This window comes from Chryseobacterium pennipullorum (genome assembly GCF_003384725.1).
Classification (GTDB): Bacteria; Bacteroidota; Bacteroidia; order Flavobacteriales; family Weeksellaceae; genus Chryseobacterium; species Chryseobacterium pennipullorum.
In genome coordinates, this window is record NZ_QNVV01000006.1 from 108,304 (window position 1) to 126,951 (window position 18,648).

Here is an 18,648-nt window from a genome sequence, read left to right on the forward strand (position 1 = left end):
AAAAAGTTAGTTTTGCAAAACTTTATGACACCAAAAAAGTACACCAAAAAAACTGCCAAACGAGTCCATAAACACCGACGGAACAATTATTTTTTCCGCAGAAAGGTCATATTGGTTATTCTGATTATCGCTTTGATAGGGACCGGTTTTTACCTGAAACAATCTGTCAGTTATTATTATGCGCTGTACTTTAATAAGTTCACCCACAAAAAACTTCATAACAGCGAAAAAGAAACGTTAAGGATTCAGAGAATTCTTTCCGGCAATCTCGACAAGACCTACGGCTTTGACATTTCCCATTATCAAAACAAAGAAGATATCAAATGGGACAGCCTGAGCATTGGAAACAAAACCATTCCACTGGAATTTGTTGTCATGCGGGCTACCATGGGAAACAGGAGTGCTGATAAACACTTTGCTGAATTTTGGGAAAAAGCAAAAAAGCACAACCTTATCCGCGGTGCTTATCATTTCTACAGGGCGGATGAAGATCCCATTATTCAGGCGAATAATTTTCTGGCGAATGTAAAACTAGAAAGCGGAGACCTCCCCCCTGTGTTGGATATCGAAAAAATACCTAAACGTAAAACCAATAAAAAACTGATTGAAGATCTTAAAATATGGTGTAAAATTGTAGAGGAAACCTACGGTGAGAAACCCATTATTTACACGTACTACCATTATTATAAAGATTTTCTGAAAGGTGAATTTGAAGAATATCCGCTTTGGCTGGCTAATTACAATGATGTTCCCGCTCCATCTCCCAACGATGACTGGGATTTTTGGCAGTTCACGGAAAACGGGATTGTTTATGGCATCAATACCAAGATTGATCTTAATATTTATAATGGTAATTCGTGGTCTCTGAAAAGACTTACATTAGATTAATAAGGCTGGAAGATGGATGCCGGGAGAGGAAAGTTTCCTAAATCCCAAACACCAACTTTACATTTATTTTCTAATGACTCAAAAAAAGCTCCTTTTAATTTCAATGTTGAGATTAAAAGGAAATTTTTAAACTTCCTGCTTTACTTCTTTCCCAGAAAATTGAGAATATCCGCATTAAGCTGATCCGGTTTTTCAAAAGGAACCATATGTGTAGTATCCTTATATATTTTCATTTCTGCATTAGGAATTTCTTTAGAAATAAACTCGGTATGGTCTTGTTTTATAACATCTCTGTCTCCTGCAATAATCAGAACCGGACTTTTTATTGTATTTAAATCAGCTTTACTGATGTTAGGTTCCGTAATCATGATTTTTAAGAGCCTACGTTCATTGATGGTTTCAGCAGAACCCAATTGATTCAGCTGTGTCATTTGACTGGTGAAATGTTCAATAAGTTTATTTTCTACACCTTCAGGAAAGGCGTTAGCTCCAATCGCTACCAGTTTATTAAGATGATCGGGGTATTTCAAGGCAAATTCGAGTCCTGTGTTTCCGCCATCACTCCAACCGACAATATTGATTTTATCAAGCTTCAGATGATCTAACAACGCTTTTATATCATCTGCAAATAATTGATAACTAAAATCTCTTTTGGAAATATCTTTACTTTTTCCCTGCCCTCTTGTATCTACTGCAATTACTTTATACTGTTTAGAAAGCACCGGGATCTGCTGATAATAATCTTTTATGCTTCCCGAATTACCGTGAAGCAATACCAAAGGTTCGCCTTCACCATATACTTCATAATAAAGATCTGTATCCTTCAGTTTCATATACTTCCCTGCAGATTCATTTTTCCCGTATATCGATTGATCTGCTTCCTGTATATTGTTTGAGTTGTCCGCTATCCAACCCTGAGGAACATCATCATCTGCAAAGCCATTATCGTCCTTAGTCTCTTTTCCGTTTTTATCCATTTTCACATCAATATTAATAGCAGGTGCTGCAATCGTCATTTTTTTCCAGTCGCCATAAAACTCTCTTATAAACCCTGTTTTCAATAACGCCGCACTAATCTTAATATTTCCGTTAAATGCTTTTAAAAATTGAATTCCAACAAAGAACTTTCCATTAATCCAGATGTCACGATCATTGACATCAAGTGTATAAGTTCCGTCTTTGATCATATCTTCAGTAAGCTGAACAGTAATTTCTTCATCCAAAATATTTTTATCCGGAAAACCGCCTTTCTCACTATAAATACTATATCGCATCAAAACCGGTTCTGTAGAAGTGAAGTGAGCAATATTCAGGTTGATATTTTTGATTTTAGATCTTTTCTTTGCATTAAATGCTAATGCTGTTTCTCCCAGAAAATTATTTTGATGTACTGCAGGATTTACTGAATATAAAACATTTTTGGTTTTAGTATTAACACCCCAGTTTTTATCTACCAATTTTTTAGGCTTTATTGCGATGGCCTTAATATTTTTAGTTTTCTCAATTAAAAATATTTTTTGCAGGTTATGCATTTTAAAATCCTGGACGGTTTCTTCGTATACTTCATACCCCGGCACTGCGATTTTCACCTTCTGTTGTGGATCCAGACCGGAAAGGTCTATTGAAAATTTTCCTTTTCCATCAGAAATTGTTCCGGTAGTTTTCTTTTCTACTCCAATTTTTACATAAGGAACGGGCTGGTTTTCATTTTTAGAAATAATAGTTCCGGAAATCGTTTGTGCTTTAAAGGCAGATACTGCCATCAGAAAGAAGAAAACGCTAATTTTTTTCATGTTAAAAGTTTGCTGCAAACTTATCTATTTAGAACGATCATTATTCATAAGGTCTTATTAAATTTAATGCCTTTTCAGTTAAAATTATTCTAATTATTTGTGATTTAGCGCTAATTCTAAAAAATTTAATAATGCTCTTCTATAGAATGTTCATAATTTCCTCCCATGAATCTACTCTCTCATAGGTATCATCTTCTACAAGCTCATTATGAGGCTGGGTAAAAATCAATCGCTGTCCTGAAAAGTGATTTAAATTTTTCGGATAATCGTCAATCATTATATCTCCCGAAACAACTCTTTTACTCCCGCAAAGAACAATTTGTTCCCAGGTGATAAATGGAAAATGCTCCTCCAGCCAGTCATATTTTTCTCTTAAGCTGTTCGGGAACTCCATTCCGGCAGACACGATATAAAGTTCATATTTACTGTTAAGGTATTCCATCGCTTCCCTGCTCCCTTTCATTACCGGCAGTGTTCTGAAAAAGCCGACTTCGTTGACGTGTTTTTTACCGTTGGGAAAAGCTTCTATTTCCGGCCGGCCCACCACATCATTGATTTCTACTTCTCTTCCCGTATCTCTCTTCTCAAACTGTATCAGCTGATGGTATACATCTGCCATAACCCCGTCCATATCTACGATTACTTTTTTCATTGCTTCAATCGGTTTTTCATTATTATTTTAATTATATCAAAATTAATGAATAGTTCTTTCACCCAACGGACACAGTCTATTAAAAAATTATAAATATTCATTTTTATAAAAGCTACTGCAAGAAATTTTGTGGTTACATTTTTGTACTTTTGCCGTTCAATTCAACAATAAAATCAAACCATAATTCCAATGAATTACGTTTCTGTAGAAAATCTTACCAAATCTTACGGCATCAAAGTTTTGTTCAAAAATATTTCTTTCCATATCAATGAAGGGAACAAAATTGCCATCGTTGCCAAAAACGGAAGCGGAAAATCTACCCTTCTGAAAATATTAATGGGTAAAGAAATAGCAGATAGCGGGAACGCGATCATTAATAAAGATATCCAGGTTGTTCTTTTCGATCAGGAAATCGACTATGATCCCAACCTTACCATTGACGAATTTATGATGACTTTGGATTCTAAACCGATCCTTGCTCTGAAAAACTACCATAAGTCTCTTCTTTCTACAGACTCCGTCTTCATAGAACAGGCACTTGCTGACATGGAACTTCATAAGGCCTGGGATCTTGAAAATGAAATGAAGCAGATTCTTTCACAGCTCAAAATCACGGATCTTGAAGCGAAGATGGGGACTCTGTCGGGAGGACAGATCAAACGTGTGGCGCTGGCCAAGCTGCTCACAGAGACAAGGGCAGAACACAGACATACTCTGCTCATCATGGACGAACCTACCAACCACCTGGATGTGGATATGGTGGAATGGCTTGAAAATTATCTGAACAAAGCAAAAATCACGCTACTGCTGGTTACCCACGACCGTTACTTCCTGGACAGTGTATGCGACATTATCTGGGAAATGGAGGATCAGAATCTGTATGTTCACAATGGCTCTTATGCAACCTATCTGGAAAATAAAATGATCCGTGAGGAAAACCTTAATGCTACCATTGATAAGGCCAACAATCTTTACAGAAAAGAACTGGAATGGATGCGCAGACAACCGAAGGCACGAACCACTAAATCCAAAAGCAGGATCGATGCTTTCTACGAAACGGAAAAAGTAGCGAAAACCGATACCCGAAAAGATGGTCTGGAACTTGATTTTGAAATGAAACGCCTTGGCAACAAAGTTCTTGAGCTAAAGCATATTGATAAAAGCTTTGGAAACAAGCTCCTTCTGAAGGATTTCAGCTACCAGTTTCAAAGAGGAGAGAAAGTAGGGATTGTGGGTAAGAACGGAGCTGGGAAATCTACTTTACTGAACATTATCCAGGGACTTGAAAAAGCTGACAAAGGAGAAATTGAAATCGGAGAAACGATTTCTTTCGGTTATTTTTCCCAGAAAGGACTTGCTTATAAAGAGGACGAACGTGTGATCGATTTTATTAAGGAAATTGCAGAGTTTTATCCTTTAGCAAATGGAAGAAGTCTTTCTGCATCGCAGTTTTTAAGACTATTCTTATTTGATGATCAGACCCAGTACTCACCTATTTCAAAGCTTTCGGGCGGTGAAAAAAGAAGGCTGCATCTGATGTATATTCTCTATCAGAACCCTAATTTTTTGATTTTTGATGAGCCAACGAATGACCTTGACCTTCCTACATTAACAGTTCTTGAAAACTTCCTGCAGCAATTTCAGGGATCATTGATTATCGTTTCCCACGACAGGTACTTCATGGACAGAATTGTAGGCCATGTGCTGGCATTTGAAGGAAATGGAAAGATCAGAGATTTTGTAGGAACTTTCTCAGAATACAGAGAAGCCAAAAGCCGCGAAGAGACTTTAGAAAAGAACACTGTAATAAAACAGGAACCGGTAAAGGAACCCGAGGCTCTTGCGGAAAGCAATACTAAAAAAAGAAAACTCACCTTTAAAGAACAAAGGGAATTGGAAACGATTGAAAAGGAGATGCCTGAACTTGAAAAGGAACGTGCAAAAATTTTAGATCAGCTGAATAATGAAGCAGATTATGAAAAGATTGCCAGGCTTTCTGCAGCGCTTGAAACAATTTCGGAAAAGCTGGAAAACCATGAAATGAGATGGCTGGAGCTGCAGGAAATACTGTAGTCATATAATATAAAGGTATGAATTATGCATTGCTTTTAAAAACAAGGTTTTGCATTTGACAGGAATTTTATCACCCCAAAACTGTTATGCCCTTCAATGCATAATTCATCACTGATATTTTATAAATCAATCACCTTCCTTTCATTCGAACTTACCATGGAAGCATCAATGATTTTCATATTCTGGATAACTTCTTCTCCGGGCGAGGGTAAAGCATACCCGAAAACGATGTACTCATAAATCTGCTGGTAATAGTCCATATAATTTCCGGAGTCACTGGAAGTGAAGATTCTTTCCGTGTCTCCATTTTCATTCAGAAAGTTGAGAATTCCATCCGGTTCATTTAGCGGCTTGGTCCATTCTTTTCCATAAACCGGAATAGTTCCGGCCACCAATTCAGTTTCCTGACTGTCTGTCCTTTCCTGTAAAAAACTTCCTTTATCTCCGTAAAGCTGATATGCATAATGGGCTTCTTTGCTGAAAACCGAGGATTTCAGCCGTACTCTTAAATGATCTTTATAAAAAGAAGAATTTCAAAGTAGTCGTTGGCAAACTCTGCCCCTTTCATAGAAAACACATCGGCAAACAGCTTTTCCGGATAACCGAAACTATAGAGTGCCTGGTCTACGAGATGAGCTCCCAGATCATGAAGCGATCCTGATCCTTCTTGGTCCGGATTTTCTTTATGTGGCTTTCCACTGGGTGTTGTACGAAATCTGTCGAAGCGGATTTCCACTTCTTTGATATTTCCCAATTTTCCATCCTGCAATACTTTCTGCACCTGTAAAAAATCACGGTCAAATCTCCTGTTCTGGTAGACACTTACAAACAAGCCTTTTTCGTCAGCAAGCTTCACCAGTTCTTCAGCTTCTGAAACATTCACTGTAAACGGTTTTTCAACAATAATATTTTTTCCTGCCTCCAAAGCTTTTTTTGCATATTCATAGTGAGTTTGTACAGGAGTGTTGATGATAACCAGCTCTATGTCTGCGTCCTGAAGCATATCTTCTACACTGCGATAAATGGTCGCTTCAGGATATTTTTCCTTAGATTCCTCCTTACTTCTTTCCACGATAGCAGAAATATAAAAGCCCGGATGTTCTTTTAAAAAGGGAGCGTGAAATACTTTCCCACTCATCCCAAAGGCACAAAGTCCTGTTTTTACCAATTGCATACTTTATATTTTCAACAAATATATTCATAAAATCCGGTCCATTTCCCTTTCACAGGAAGTATAGAAACAATCCATCAGTCAGCTTTTAAGAGCATGACAAAAGTCATACATTTATGTTTATCGTGGTCAATTACTTACATTTGCGCCTATTCTATATAAATAGTACAGAAATGCTCTGATAAACCAAGGATATTCTGATCATCTAAGGTTAATTCCAAGTTACTGGTTATATTCTACTCATTGTGGTTGATCAGCTACGAAACAAGATATGGAGTCCTGTTTTATCAGCAATTAAATGGCTATGGCAAGAAAACCCTAGAGGCATTTCAGCAGTTTCTGCTTTTGATAGTAAAAAAAACAAAAATAAAATATGGATAAGATTAAAGACACCAGGAGTTTCATGAGAATTACACACCGGTATCTGGGCTATTTCCTTGCCGGGATTATGGCAGTGTATGCATTGAGTGGGATTCTTTTGGTGTACAGGGACACTGATTTTTTGAAAAGCGAAAAGAAATATGACAAGACCCTTGCGACCCATCTTTCTGAGAAGCAACTGAAAAAAGAGCTTAAAATGAAAGGTCTTGAAGTAGAGAAAACCGAAGGAACTGTTTTGTATTTCAAGCAGGGAACCTACGATTCGGCAACAGGAAAAGCCTTATATGCGAAAAAAGAGCTTCCTTTTGTCCTGGATAAAATGGTTTCGTTGCACAAATCACAGTCCAAAGACGCCATTTCGCCACTCAGCGTATTTTTTGGAATTTCACTGTTCTTTTTTGTCATTTCAAGCTTCTGGATGTTTAATCCTAAAACAAAGGCTTTTAAGCGGGGCATCAAATTCACAATTGCAGGTCTGATTATTTCAGTGATCCTTCTGTTTATTTGATGAAAATGATACGAATAATTTAAAAATATATCTACACTGGCACTTTGTGTAGATCTCAAATGTAGAAATGATAAATTCTTTTGATTTTGGCGGCATCCTTTTTTCGGATCTAATATCACTTATTTATCATTGAAGAATCATCAGTTATATTGTTAAAAAATTAAATTGTATCTCACTCATAATCTTAACATTAATTTAGAAATATTGTCTAAAATTAAGAGTCTGGCACATTTATTGTTTTTTCTATAATTCGGGAATAATAAACATTTAATTATTAAAATAATAAATTATGAAAAGACTTATTTTAACAGGGATATTAGCTGTAGCAGGTTTAACAGCAACTGCAAACGCTCAGATTCAAAAAGGTAATTGGATGGTAGGGGGTAACCTTGCAGGCGCCAACTTTGGATTAAACAAAGGAGGTGGTTATGACTTCAATATCCAGCCTAAAGGAGCTTATTTTATTGAAGATAACATTGCAGTGGGTGGATATGTTGATTTAGGCTTCAAAGGAGCTAAAGATGCCCCAACTACATTCACTTATAATGTAGGAGCATTAGGACGTTACTATCTTAACCCGGGAGAGCAGGGAGTAAACAACCTGTTACATCACGGTAGATGGTTCTTAGAAGGTAATTTAGGTGTTGGAGGAACATCAATCTCTAAAGGAGGTTCTTCTTCTAACGGTCTTAACTTTGGATTCGGTCCTGGGTATTCATACTTCATTACGCCAAACATTGGTTTAGAAGGTTTGATTAAATATGATGCCAATGCAGGATTCGGAAGCGGAGGATATACCAACAAAATTACTTTTGGTTTAGGTTTCCAGATTTATCTTCCTACGTCTAAAGGAAAGCAAATCATCAACGATGTTAAGTAATCACTGAAATACTTATAAAAAAATGAAAGCGCCCCTGAATTTTATTCCGGGGCGCTTTTCGTACAAATTAAAACTAAACTATAAAAAATCAAATAAATCATATATTGGGTTGCGGCGTATACCTGAGATAGGGTTTTATTTCTGTGACGCCTTTTGGAAATAGTTTCAGAGCTTCTTCTGTAGAGATGGAAGGAGGAATAATCACCTCATCCCCATGGTTCCAGTTAACCGGAGTGGCAACCTGATGTTGATCCACCAGCTGTAAAGAATCCAGCACTCTGAGAATTTCGTTAAAATTTCTTCCTGTAGAAGCAGGGTATGTAATAATCAACCGTACTTTTTTAGCAGGGTCAATAATCAGTAAAGAACGCACCGTAGCTGTCGCTGAAGCATTGGGGTGAATAAAATCATAAAGTTCTGAAATTTTCCGGTCTTTATCTGCAATGATGGGAAACTGCACTTCTGTATTCTGGGTTTCGTTGATATCCTTTACCCAATTCTGATGGTCTTCTACTCCATCTACACTCAAAGCAATCACTTTTGTTCCCCGCTGTGCAAATTCATCCTGCAGCTTTGCCGTATATCCCAGCTCTGTAGTGCATACCGGTGTATAATCTGCAGGATGTGAGAATAAAATCCCCCACGAATCTCCCAAATAATTATAAAATTGAATATCTCCTACTGATGATTCTGCCTGAAAGTCTGGTGCGGTATCTCCTAATTTGATTGACATACGATTTGTTTTTATAGTCTACAAATTTAGTAGACTTTTTGGAACTGGCAAATTTTTTGCTGAAAATTTATATATTTAATTAAAAAAAGTATTCATGGAGAAAACTGGACTCAGCTATGTTGATGTTGTTTATAAGGTATTGGAAAACTGGTATGTAACATTTGCCGAGCTTACCCCAAAACTAATCGTTGGTATATTGGTATTTACATTCTTTCTTATTACCAGTAAATATCTAAGCCAGGCATCGGTAAAATTATTCCATAAACTCTTCCCTAAAAGTCAAAAGGAGAGCTCTCTGGTGACCTTAATCGGAGCATTCAGATTTCTTATTATGCTGATGGGAACATTTATTTCCCTTGAAATTATGGGATTCAGTGGTTTCCTCTGGAAATTTATCGGAAGTCTTGGGGTTGCCGGGGTTATCGCCGGGGTCGCTTTGAAAGATCTCGTTTCAAGTATTTTCTCAGGAATGCTGATAGGAATAGATAAAGCATTTAAGGTGGGAGACTATATCACTATAGGAGCCCATTCGGGAACAGTGCAGGAGATCGGTTTTTTAACGACTAAAATCCTTACTGATGATGGCAAAAAGGCTTATATTCCGAATCAGGTGGTTTTTAACGCTCCGTTTTACAATATCACAGCGTCTCCGCAGCGGAGAATAATTTTAAATTTTGAAATTCCTGCTGACGAAGATATCAGCAAGGCACAGAAAGGAATTCTGGAGGTTGTTAAAAATCTTGATAATGTGGACAGACTGGATACTGCTGAAGTTATTTTTACGGATTTAAAGCAGGGGTCATTCAATCTTCAGGTTAAATTCTGGATCAAAATAGGTGCTAACCTGGCTCAGGTCAAAAGTATGGCCTATCTAAGTATTAAAGAACGTTTTGACACTGATAAAATACAGCTTGTAACTCCTACGAGCATCAGTATTACCAATGGAGATAATACTCTGCAGGGAAACGAGGATAAATAATATGTACACGGAATTTATCGGATAATAAATTTAAAAATTAAACCTTATAGGTTTTAAAAACCTATAAGGTTTGGACATCATTGGATATAATTGGACATAACAAGAACATGCACCTTTTACATTTCAAAATAAAAAAACCGCTTCACAAGTGAAACGGTTTTTTTATTTATCTTAAAATTTCAGCTTACGCTAAAACTTCTTTTACTTTATTTGCAGCTTCTTCTAAAGTAATTGCAGAGTGAACCGGAAGACCAGACTCATCAATTAATTTTTTAGCTTCTACAGCGTTAGTTCCCTGTAATCTTACGATCAATGGAACCGGAAGGCTACCCATTGCTTTGTAAGCATCTACAACTCCCTGAGCTACTCTGTCACATCTTACGATACCTCCAAAGATGTTGATCAGGATTGCTTTTACATTTGGATCTCTTAAGATGATTCCGAAAGCAGTCTGTACTCTCTGAGCATCTGCAGTACCTCCCACGTCAAGGAAGTTGGCAGGGTTACCACCTGATAATTTGATGATATCCATAGTTGCCATAGCAAGACCTGCACCGTTTACCATACAAGCAACGTTACCATCCAGTTTTACGAAGTTAAGACCAGCTTCACCAGCCTCAACATCCATTGGATCTTCTTCTCTTGTATCTCTAAGCTCAGCTAAGTCTTTGTGACGGAACAATGAGTTGTCATCTAAAGTTACTTTAGCATCTACAGCAACGATTTTGTTATCAGAAGTTTTTAGTACCGGGTTGATCTCGAAAAGAGAAGCATCAATTCCAGTATATGCATTGTAAAGAGAACCGATGAATTTTACAAATTCTTTGAAAGCATTTCCTTCAAGACCTAAGTTGAAAGCAATCTTTCTAGCCTGGAATCCTTGAAGACCTAGAGCAGGATCAATGATTTCTTTGTGGATCAAATGAGGAGTTACTTCAGCTACATGCTCAATATCCATTCCTCCTTCAGTAGAATATACGATGGTATTTTTACCTTCAGCTCTGTCTAAAAGAATAGAAACATAAAATTCTTTAGTTTCTGACTCACCTGGATAATATACATCCTCTGCAACCAAAACAGAATTTACTTTTTTACCTTCAGCAGAAGTTTGTGGAGTAATCAACTGCATTCCGATGATGTTCTGAGCGTTTTCTTTAAGTTTATCCATGTTTGGAGAGAACTTTACACCACCACCTTTACCACGACCCCCTGCGTGGATCTGTGCTTTTACTACCCACCCTTGAGCGCCAGTTTCAGCAGTTAGTTTTTCAGCAGCAGCTACAGCTTCGTCTACGTTATTGGCAACGAAACCACGTTGGATAGCTACTCCATACTTTGATAAAATCTCTTTTGATTGATACTCGTGAAGATTCATATTATTTTTATTATTTTATTTAAAAATTTAAAGGTTGACAAATTTACTAAAAAGACATGGAAGTTCAAGTTTATTGACTTAAAATTTAGAGTCTGACTGACTTGATTTTTAACATATCCCCCAAATTTGCCTTATTCTTCAGCCAATTTTTCAGACTGAGATCCGATAAACGGAATTTTCGGAGCCAGAAAATATCCGGTGAGACTGGCAAACAATATGGGAACAAAATAAGTAAATCCGGTCAGCGTACCCAAAATAATAGTTGTACTCATCGGTGTTCTGGTTACACAGGCATTAATGGCCGCCATACAGCTTACAATCGCTAAGGTAGTGTCTACCATTGGAAATAAGTTATGGATAATTAATCCTAACGTAGTTCCCACAAAAAACAATGGGATAATGAAACCTCCTCTCCATCCGGAAGTTACCGTAATGGCAATAGCCAGTATCTTAAAAACCAGAATCAGAATCAGGAAGTTTAATCCATAATTTCCGCCGATCAACTGATTGATTTCATGATGCCCGAAATATCTCGTAATGGGAAAATAAAAGGCAATAATTCCTAAAATAATTCCTCCCGTAAAGGTTTTGATATAGATCGGAAACTTTCTGTATTCAAAGATTTTCTTGAAGAATTTGACTACAAAAATAAAAATCCATCCAAAAAAAGTGCCTACAATTCCAAACAATGCAGCATATAAAAAATCATATACTCCGGTATAATGGTAAGCCTTAAGATCCCATGTTGCCCCAATTCCCATATGAATGATCAATGCAAACATCAGGTAACTGAAACAACTTGCCACCAAAGCCGGAATAATGGCTTTATAATATTCAACCGCATGTTTATGATGCAGGATCTCCAATGAAAAAAGACTTCCTCCAAGCGGAGCACCAAATAATGCCGTAAAACCTGACGCCATCCCTGCAATACTGAGGGAGCGCAGCTCTTCTCCTTTTAGCCTGAAAATTTTCCCCAGATAGGTTCCGGTAGAACCTGTTACCTGAACCAGAGGCGCTTCAGGCCCCAAACTCCCTCCCGATGCGACACAAAAAAGTGAGGACAAAATCATGGAAGGGTTATTTTTAGGTTCCAGCTTTCCTTTATTGAATCTGATGTTATTAACAATCAGGTGAATTTCCCCTGGATCTCCAATAAAGTGAATCACCAACCCTGCCAGCAATCCACAGATTGCCATTGTGGGGATCACCTGCCATCCATGAAATTCGGCAAGAAATTCAGTAAAATGCTCCAATACGATCCAATATCCACCAGCAATAATTCCGCCTACAAGACCTGTAACGGCCCACATAAAAAAAGTACGGCTGAATACAAAAGGATTGAATCTTATCGGCTGATCCAAAAGATTGAACGTTCTAATAAGCCGTCTTCTCCTGTTGATTTTCATTTTTAAATTCTGTTTTTAGCAAAGTAAAAAATAAGCATTGCCCAGCTCAGGATCATCATCAGTCCCCCAAGCGGTGTAATGGGTCCCAGAAATTTCAGATTCATTCCCAGATAATCCTGCATGCTCAGAAAATAGATACTCACTGAGAACAAAATGGTTCCTGCAATCATCAAAATGGAGGTCCATTTTTCTGCAGAAGTTTCAAATTTTAGAATATATCCTATGATCAGCAGGAAAAATGCTGCATACATCTGATATCTTACTCCTGTTTCAAAACTTTCCAGTCTTTCCACAGCTAATATTTTCTTCAAGGCGTGTGCTCCGAAGGCACCGAGTATTACAGATACCATTCCGTAAACTGCTCCAAAAACTAACGTAATTGTTTTCATTTTATAACTCTTCTAATTCTAGGGTTAAATATTTTTTTGTTTTAGCATCCTGCCAGGTTCCTGAGATTTTATTTCCATCCATATCTGCTTTTATAAATGCTCTTGGGATCCATTGACTTGTAGTATCATCGTAATGGTCATTTTCTGTAATCAGAATATGATTACCTTTCAACTGTCCATCCCATTTGATTAGCTTTTTAGTCTTATCATACCAGTATTCTGCCTGAAAGGCACTTATGCCCGATTGATCATGATCAGGGTAGAAGCGTGTCACAAGAACGGTGATCGGATATTTCCCGTCGATGTTACCTTTGTACAGTTTATTTCTGAAACTGGTCTTTTCTATCCTGTCTGACCCGGAAATTAAATTTTTCAGATACGGACTCCAGTATTTTTCAAATTCTTTATAGGGAAGTACAATTTCATGACTGCCCAGCTCGTCCAGAGCCCTCATCGCATGGTTAGAACATCTTCCGGCTACAAAAGTCATTTTATCTTTTCCAAAATAGTATCTTATCCCTTCTAAAGTATGCTCGGTAAAGCACCCTTCATATATACCGATCTGCTCTTCCGTTTCTTCGGTACGGTTTTTATCAGATTTCAGCTTTGCAAGAAAATCAGAGATCCTTTTTTTCACTTTTTTCTGGATGATTCCCTCTACTGTTTGGATGGCATCCGGCCGAAATAAGTCCTCGGCATTGATAAAGTTACCTGTTCGCAGATCAAAATTTTTCCAATCTGAAAATTCTTCCGGATACGCTCCTGAAGCTTCCCCATGAATACCGATGGTCAAAATATGATCTGGTGTACTCAGCTTTTCCCAATTATAAAAGTAAATATAATTTGAGTAAGAAGTTGTGCCTGACGAAACCAGCTTAAAAGGGTTTCCTTCTGCTCCCGGAACATGCTCAAGCTGATCCACCTGAAGGAAAGTGTTTATTTTATTTTCTACTTTACGATTGTGCTCATAGGATACGACCGGAAAAACTGAATCATCGGTTTTAGGCTGCAGATTACTGATCTTCAGATTTTTATGCTGTGAAAAGCCAACACCAAAAATCAACAGGAAAAATAAAATGCTCCTTTTCACGATCTGGACTTGATATACATTAGAATAAACTTGGCCACCAAAGTCGAAATACCCAGTATGATAAACATATTTGCAAATCTCTTGGAGCTTCGGAAACCTTCGTTATTGGTTTTCTTTAGAAAAAATCCAAAGAGCAGGAATACAATAGGCAAGATGATCTGTAGCATCAGTTTCCTCTCATTTTGTTAAACTCATTGATCACCTCATGGTGGCTCACCGTCTTATCTTTGAAGTAGGCCACAAAATGCTGCTTTTCTTCTTCTGTTGCACCCAACTGGTTCAAAATATTCAACAGATGCATTTTCATATGTCCCTTTTGTATACCTGTTGTAACTAAAGAGCGCAATGCTCCAAAATTCTGCGCAAGACCCGAAACAGCCAATATACTCATGAGCTCCTGTGCTGAAGGTTTCCCCAGAAGTGCCAGTGAGAATTTCACCAGAGGGTGCAGATTTGTTAATCCACCCACTACTCCGACTGAAATCGGAAGATCGATCCAGAATCTAAAAATTCCGTTATCGGTTGTACAATGTGTTAAAGATCTGTACTGCCCGTCTCTGGCTGCATACGCATGAGCACAGGCTTCCGTTGCTCTGAAGTCATTTCCGGTAGCAATCACCACCGCATCTACTCCGTTCATCACTCCTTTATTGTGAGTGGTTGCCCGATAAGGCTCAATTTCGGCAATGGTAACCGCCTGCTTGAATTTTGAGGCAAATTCCTCGGGAGAAATCCCGCTGTCGTCTTTCAGGTCTTCCATTTTACAGGAAACCTCAGCTCGCACGATACAGTCTGGTGTAAAATTGGAAAGGATATTCATAACAATCTGTAATGAATTTTTCTCTTCCTGGGTAAAATCCTCACTGACTGCCACTTCCTGCTTCAATGTTTTACCAAATTGCTCCAGGCATGAATTGATAAAGTTTGCCCCCATAGAATCTACGGTATCAAAGCTGGCCTTCAGCTGGTAATAATCCGGCATCTCTGCAGTCTTATCAACGAGACTGATGTTAAGAATACCTCCACCACGTTTTCTCATATTGGAAGTGATATCTTCTGTAGCTTCCATCAGCTTTTTCTTTAAACTGAAATTAAAGAAGTGAAGGAGTTTATGCGGCTCTACATTAAATATAAAATGGGTGTGTCCCAACTTTTCAGTATTGATAATGGTTGTTTTAAAGCCCCCTTTATCGATCCAGAATTTGGCTGCTTTGGAGGCTGCTGCTACGACCGAGCTTTCTTCTACGGCCATGGGCAAAGCCAGCAGTTTTCCGTCAATTAAGAAATTCGGAGCGATTCCGTAGGGCATATAGAAATTGGAGATCGTATTTTCAGAAAATTCATCGTGAAGCTTCTGAAGATCAGCATCATCATTCCAATATTGTTTTAATATATTTTGATATTCCTGGTTTCCCTGAAGATATTCGTTTACGAGCCAGTCTATTTTTCCCTGCTTTGGAAGCTTGGAAAAACCTTCGATTGGTTTATGATTCATAGTACAAACTTTAATGAGCCGTAAATATAATGATTTTGAGGCTTTTTTTTATGGATAACTTCCATGAAAAAAATTTGATATTTATCAATTTTGGAACTAAATTTGAACACTGTTAAAAGACAAATTTGATACAAATCATATCAATCATTTTAGAATATGAATTTTGAACGCCTGAAAGAAAAGCTTGAAATCCTTGCTGATGCTGCAAAATATGATGTTTCCTGCTCATCAAGCGGAGGTACGAGAAAAAATAAAAAAGGGGCTTTGGGAGACAGCTCTGCAAGCGGGATCTGTCATACCTATACGGAAGATGGCCGTTGTGTTTCTCTTCTCAAAATTCTATTGACCAATCACTGCATTTATGATTGTGCTTATTGTGTATCCAGAAGTTCAAACGATATCAAAAGGGCTGCTTTCACCGTAGAGGAAGTGGTAGATCTTACCATTAATTTCTACCGTAGAAATTATATTGAAGGGTTGTTTCTGAGCTCAGGAATTTTCAAGAATGCCGATACGACAATGGAACGACTTGTACGGGTTGCCAAAAAGTTACGTCTGGAAGAAAATTTCAATGGATATATTCATTTAAAGTCCATTCCGGGAGCCAGCGATGAACTGATGCAGGAAGCAGCTTTATATGCAGACCGTTTGTCTGTAAATCTTGAAATTCCAACCGAAAGCGGTTTGAAATTACTGGCTCCTGAAAAAAACAGAGAGGACATGATTAGCCCGATGCGTTATATACAGAAAGGCATTATTCAGTATCAGGATGAAAAAAAGATTCTTAAAAAAGTTCCCAAATTTGCTCCAGCCGGACAATCTACACAGATGATTGTAGGGGCTACCAATGAAAATGACCTTCAAATCATCAAGGTTGCGGATCACTTTTATAAGAATTTCAATTTGAAAAGAGTGTATTATTCAGGATATGTTCCTGTTCTTGAAGACAAGCGACTTCCGTCATTAACTACAGAAGTTCCTATGCTTCGCGAAAACAGGCTGTATCAATCGGACTGGCTGATGAGGTTTTACGGGTTTAAGGCGGAAGAAATTCTGGACCCCACGATGCCTTTTCTGGATCTGGAAGTGGATCCGAAATTAAGCTGGGCATTGCGGCATCTGGATCAATTTCCCATTAACCTTCAAACTGCCGACTACCAGATGATCCTAAGAATTCCCGGAATCGGAGTGAAATCGGCACAGAAAATAATCAGTGCGAGACGTTTTCAGGTTTTAACTATTGATCATCTCAAGCAATTGGGGGCAGCAGTAAACCGGGCGAGGTATTTTATTGATTTTAATGCAGGGAATGCCTATTTAAGATATTTAACGGATAAAAATTTAAGAAAACTGTTGATTGGAGGAAGTGCTTCAAAGTTTCACAACCAGTTTTCACAACAGCTGAGTTTATTTTAATTTTCCAGATAGTCTACTGCAAAGCCGATCCAGTCTTTAACACTTTCGTCGAGATAAATATCCGGCTGAACTCCTATATTATCAATAGGATAATCCGGTAATCTGAATGAACGGTAAGTAGGCATCAGTAGTTTGTAATTATTACATCCATAATCAAAAAACATCGCATTCGCATAATCCAAAACTCCTGATGACGGGATTCCCATAATTTTAACTTTTTTGCTTTGTTTTGCATTTAAAAGAAAATTTTCGGCAGCACTTCCTGTATGATTATCTGCTAAAACTACAATTTGAGAAGGGCTCTTAACAGCCAGAGAGATTGAATCAACAGCGATCTTATCCTGGTTATAATTCACATATTTTCCAGGGTTACTTTTTAACTGGGCAATTCTTGTTTTTAAACTGGTTATATCTTCTTTATTTTTGATGGAATCTTTGGCTATTCCTTTCAAATAATTTTCTGAAGTTTGAATTAATGTAGGTGACGCCAAATATTCTACTCCAACTCTTCTTATAGAATTGGTCATGATGTAAGGCAAAATAGTTCTGTAAGCATTGTCTGTTCCTCCTCCGTTACCTCTTACATCAATAATCCAATACTCTGCTTCCTCCAGCATTTTCTTATTGTCCTTTAGTAATTTTTCTATCTGATCTACAAATGAATAACTGAAATACTGAAGCCTAATCATCACCGTCTTTGAACTTATTTTTTTGATATACGTTCCATTGATTTCATTGATTTTACTTTCCATCTCATTAGCACTCAATGCCGGGCTGGGAAGTTGTTTTGTAAAAATGGATTTGATCTCATTGAAAGACAAAAGAGCGTTATCATACATCTGGTATTTTCCTTTTTGTATAGAATGATCCTGGCTATAATATTCATAACTTCCATCTGAAAATAATCTGAATTTAATTTCGTTAGGCTTCCAGTATGTTGGGTCAGCTTTTATAATAAATCCAGCATATTGTTTATCACTTAATTTTTTGATACCAATTTCATAACCGTCATTTTTCCAAATCCCTTCAAATTCATCTTTTTGCTTTTGAATATCTTTTCTGAATTTTTTTAGATTTATATTGAGTAACTCAGTATGAGTCTCCGTACGGGGAACCGTCTGATTAATCTGATTGGGTAAAACCCAAATATGCCTGTCTTTGAAAAAGCCCGTATAGCCTTTCAACACCTCTAAACAAGCTTCATCAGTTCTCACATTCTCAGAAGAATAAAGTGCATTTTTCTTCAAGGTTTCATATAAAAACTTATCTTTTGTTTTGGTATTAAATCCAGGATATTCACTTTCAATTTTCAAAATTATTTTCTGTAATGTCTCTTTACAATTACACTGGGCCTGTGCATTCCAAAGATTACAAGAGAACACAACAGCCATCCACACAAAAAGTTTAATTTTCATT

The 18,648-nt window shown here is 37.5% G+C and carries 15 protein-coding genes and 1 pseudogene; 6 read left to right on the top strand and 10 right to left on the bottom strand.

Going from position 1 to position 18,648, the window contains the following annotated elements:
* The first annotated feature begins 24 nt into the window (after positions 1-24).
* The gene (locus DRF67_RS08925; protein ID WP_115927953.1) at positions 25-888 is read left to right on the top strand and encodes a glycoside hydrolase family 25 protein; all 864 of its coding nucleotides are present in this window, start codon (positions 25-27) and stop codon (positions 886-888) included.
* Between the two features lie 140 nt (positions 889-1,028).
* Here the strand turns inward: DRF67_RS08925 and DRF67_RS08930 are convergent, their stop codons facing one another.
* Both DRF67_RS08930 and DRF67_RS08935 read right to left on the bottom strand, forming a co-directional pair.
* A complete protein-coding gene (locus tag DRF67_RS08930; RefSeq protein WP_115927954.1) occupies positions 1,029-2,681 on the bottom strand; it encodes an alpha/beta fold hydrolase in 1,653 nt (550 codons plus the stop codon).
* A gap of 139 nt (positions 2,682-2,820) precedes the next feature.
* Positions 2,821-3,333 (bottom strand): 5' nucleotidase, NT5C type, encoded by a 513-nt coding sequence (locus DRF67_RS08935; RefSeq protein ID WP_115927955.1) that lies wholly within the window; start codon positions 3,331-3,333, stop codon positions 2,821-2,823.
* A 189-nt stretch (positions 3,334-3,522) separates the two neighbouring features.
* Between DRF67_RS08935 and DRF67_RS08940 the strand changes: the two genes are divergently transcribed.
* Complete coding sequence (locus tag DRF67_RS08940) at positions 3,523-5,406, top strand: ABC-F family ATP-binding cassette domain-containing protein (RefSeq protein ID WP_115927956.1); 1,884 nt, start codon at positions 3,523-3,525, stop codon at positions 5,404-5,406.
* A 119-nt stretch (positions 5,407-5,525) separates the two neighbouring features.
* Here the strand turns inward: DRF67_RS08940 and DRF67_RS08945 are convergent.
* A pseudogene (locus DRF67_RS08945) lies at positions 5,526-6,580 on the bottom strand (Gfo/Idh/MocA family oxidoreductase).
* A gap of 370 nt (positions 6,581-6,950) precedes the next feature.
* Here DRF67_RS08945 and DRF67_RS08950 point away from each other — a divergent pair.
* On the top strand, positions 6,951-7,466 hold the full coding sequence (locus DRF67_RS08950) for a hypothetical protein (RefSeq protein ID WP_115927957.1): 516 nt from the start codon (positions 6,951-6,953) through the stop codon (positions 7,464-7,466).
* A gap of 289 nt (positions 7,467-7,755) precedes the next feature.
* Positions 7,756-8,346 carry an outer membrane beta-barrel protein gene (locus DRF67_RS08955; RefSeq protein WP_115927958.1) on the top strand — a complete coding sequence of 197 codons (591 nt, stop codon included), beginning with the start codon at positions 7,756-7,758 and terminating at the stop codon, positions 8,344-8,346.
* 97 nt (positions 8,347-8,443) lie between these two features.
* On the opposite strand, the gene DRF67_RS08960 is transcribed toward DRF67_RS08955, so the two are convergent.
* The gene (locus DRF67_RS08960) at positions 8,444-9,079 is read right to left on the bottom strand and encodes a peroxiredoxin (protein WP_115927959.1); all 636 of its coding nucleotides are present in this window, start codon (positions 9,077-9,079) and stop codon (positions 8,444-8,446) included.
* A gap of 94 nt (positions 9,080-9,173) precedes the next feature.
* Between DRF67_RS08960 and DRF67_RS08965 the strand changes: the two genes are divergently transcribed.
* Entirely contained in the window at positions 9,174-10,058 is an 885-nt protein-coding gene (locus DRF67_RS08965; RefSeq protein WP_115927960.1) for a mechanosensitive ion channel family protein, read from the top strand.
* A gap of 184 nt (positions 10,059-10,242) precedes the next feature.
* On the opposite strand, the gene sucC is transcribed toward DRF67_RS08965, so the two are convergent.
* From sucC to DRF67_RS08990, 5 genes are all read right to left on the bottom strand, one after another.
* On the bottom strand, positions 10,243-11,433 hold the full coding sequence (gene sucC / locus DRF67_RS08970) for an ADP-forming succinate--CoA ligase subunit beta (RefSeq protein ID WP_115927961.1): 1,191 nt from the start codon (positions 11,431-11,433) through the stop codon (positions 10,243-10,245).
* 131 nt (positions 11,434-11,564) lie between these two features.
* Complete coding sequence (locus DRF67_RS08975; protein WP_115927962.1) at positions 11,565-12,842, bottom strand: chloride channel protein; 1,278 nt, start codon at positions 12,840-12,842, stop codon at positions 11,565-11,567.
* A gap of 2 nt (positions 12,843-12,844) precedes the next feature.
* Positions 12,845-13,231, bottom strand: a complete 387-nt coding sequence (locus DRF67_RS08980; RefSeq protein WP_115927963.1) for a DUF423 domain-containing protein — start codon at positions 13,229-13,231, stop codon at positions 12,845-12,847.
* A gap of 1 nt (position 13,232) precedes the next feature.
* Entirely contained in the window at positions 13,233-14,321 is a 1,089-nt protein-coding gene (locus tag DRF67_RS08985; protein WP_115927964.1) for a hypothetical protein, read from the bottom strand.
* Between the two features lie 166 nt (positions 14,322-14,487).
* Positions 14,488-15,816 carry a hydroxymethylglutaryl-CoA reductase, degradative gene (locus tag DRF67_RS08990; RefSeq protein WP_115927965.1) on the bottom strand — a complete coding sequence of 443 codons (1,329 nt, stop codon included), beginning with the start codon at positions 15,814-15,816 and terminating at the stop codon, positions 14,488-14,490.
* A 156-nt stretch (positions 15,817-15,972) separates the two neighbouring features.
* Between DRF67_RS08990 and DRF67_RS08995 the strand changes: the two genes are divergently transcribed.
* Positions 15,973-17,232 (top strand): putative DNA modification/repair radical SAM protein, encoded by a 1,260-nt coding sequence (locus DRF67_RS08995; RefSeq protein ID WP_115927966.1) that lies wholly within the window; start codon positions 15,973-15,975, stop codon positions 17,230-17,232.
* On the opposite strand, the gene DRF67_RS09000 is transcribed toward DRF67_RS08995, so the two are convergent.
* Positions 17,229-18,647, bottom strand: a complete 1,419-nt coding sequence (locus DRF67_RS09000) for a S41 family peptidase (RefSeq protein ID WP_115927967.1) — start codon at positions 18,645-18,647, stop codon at positions 17,229-17,231. The genes DRF67_RS08995 and DRF67_RS09000 overlap by 4 nt on opposite strands.
* Position 18,648: the final 1 nt, after the last annotated feature.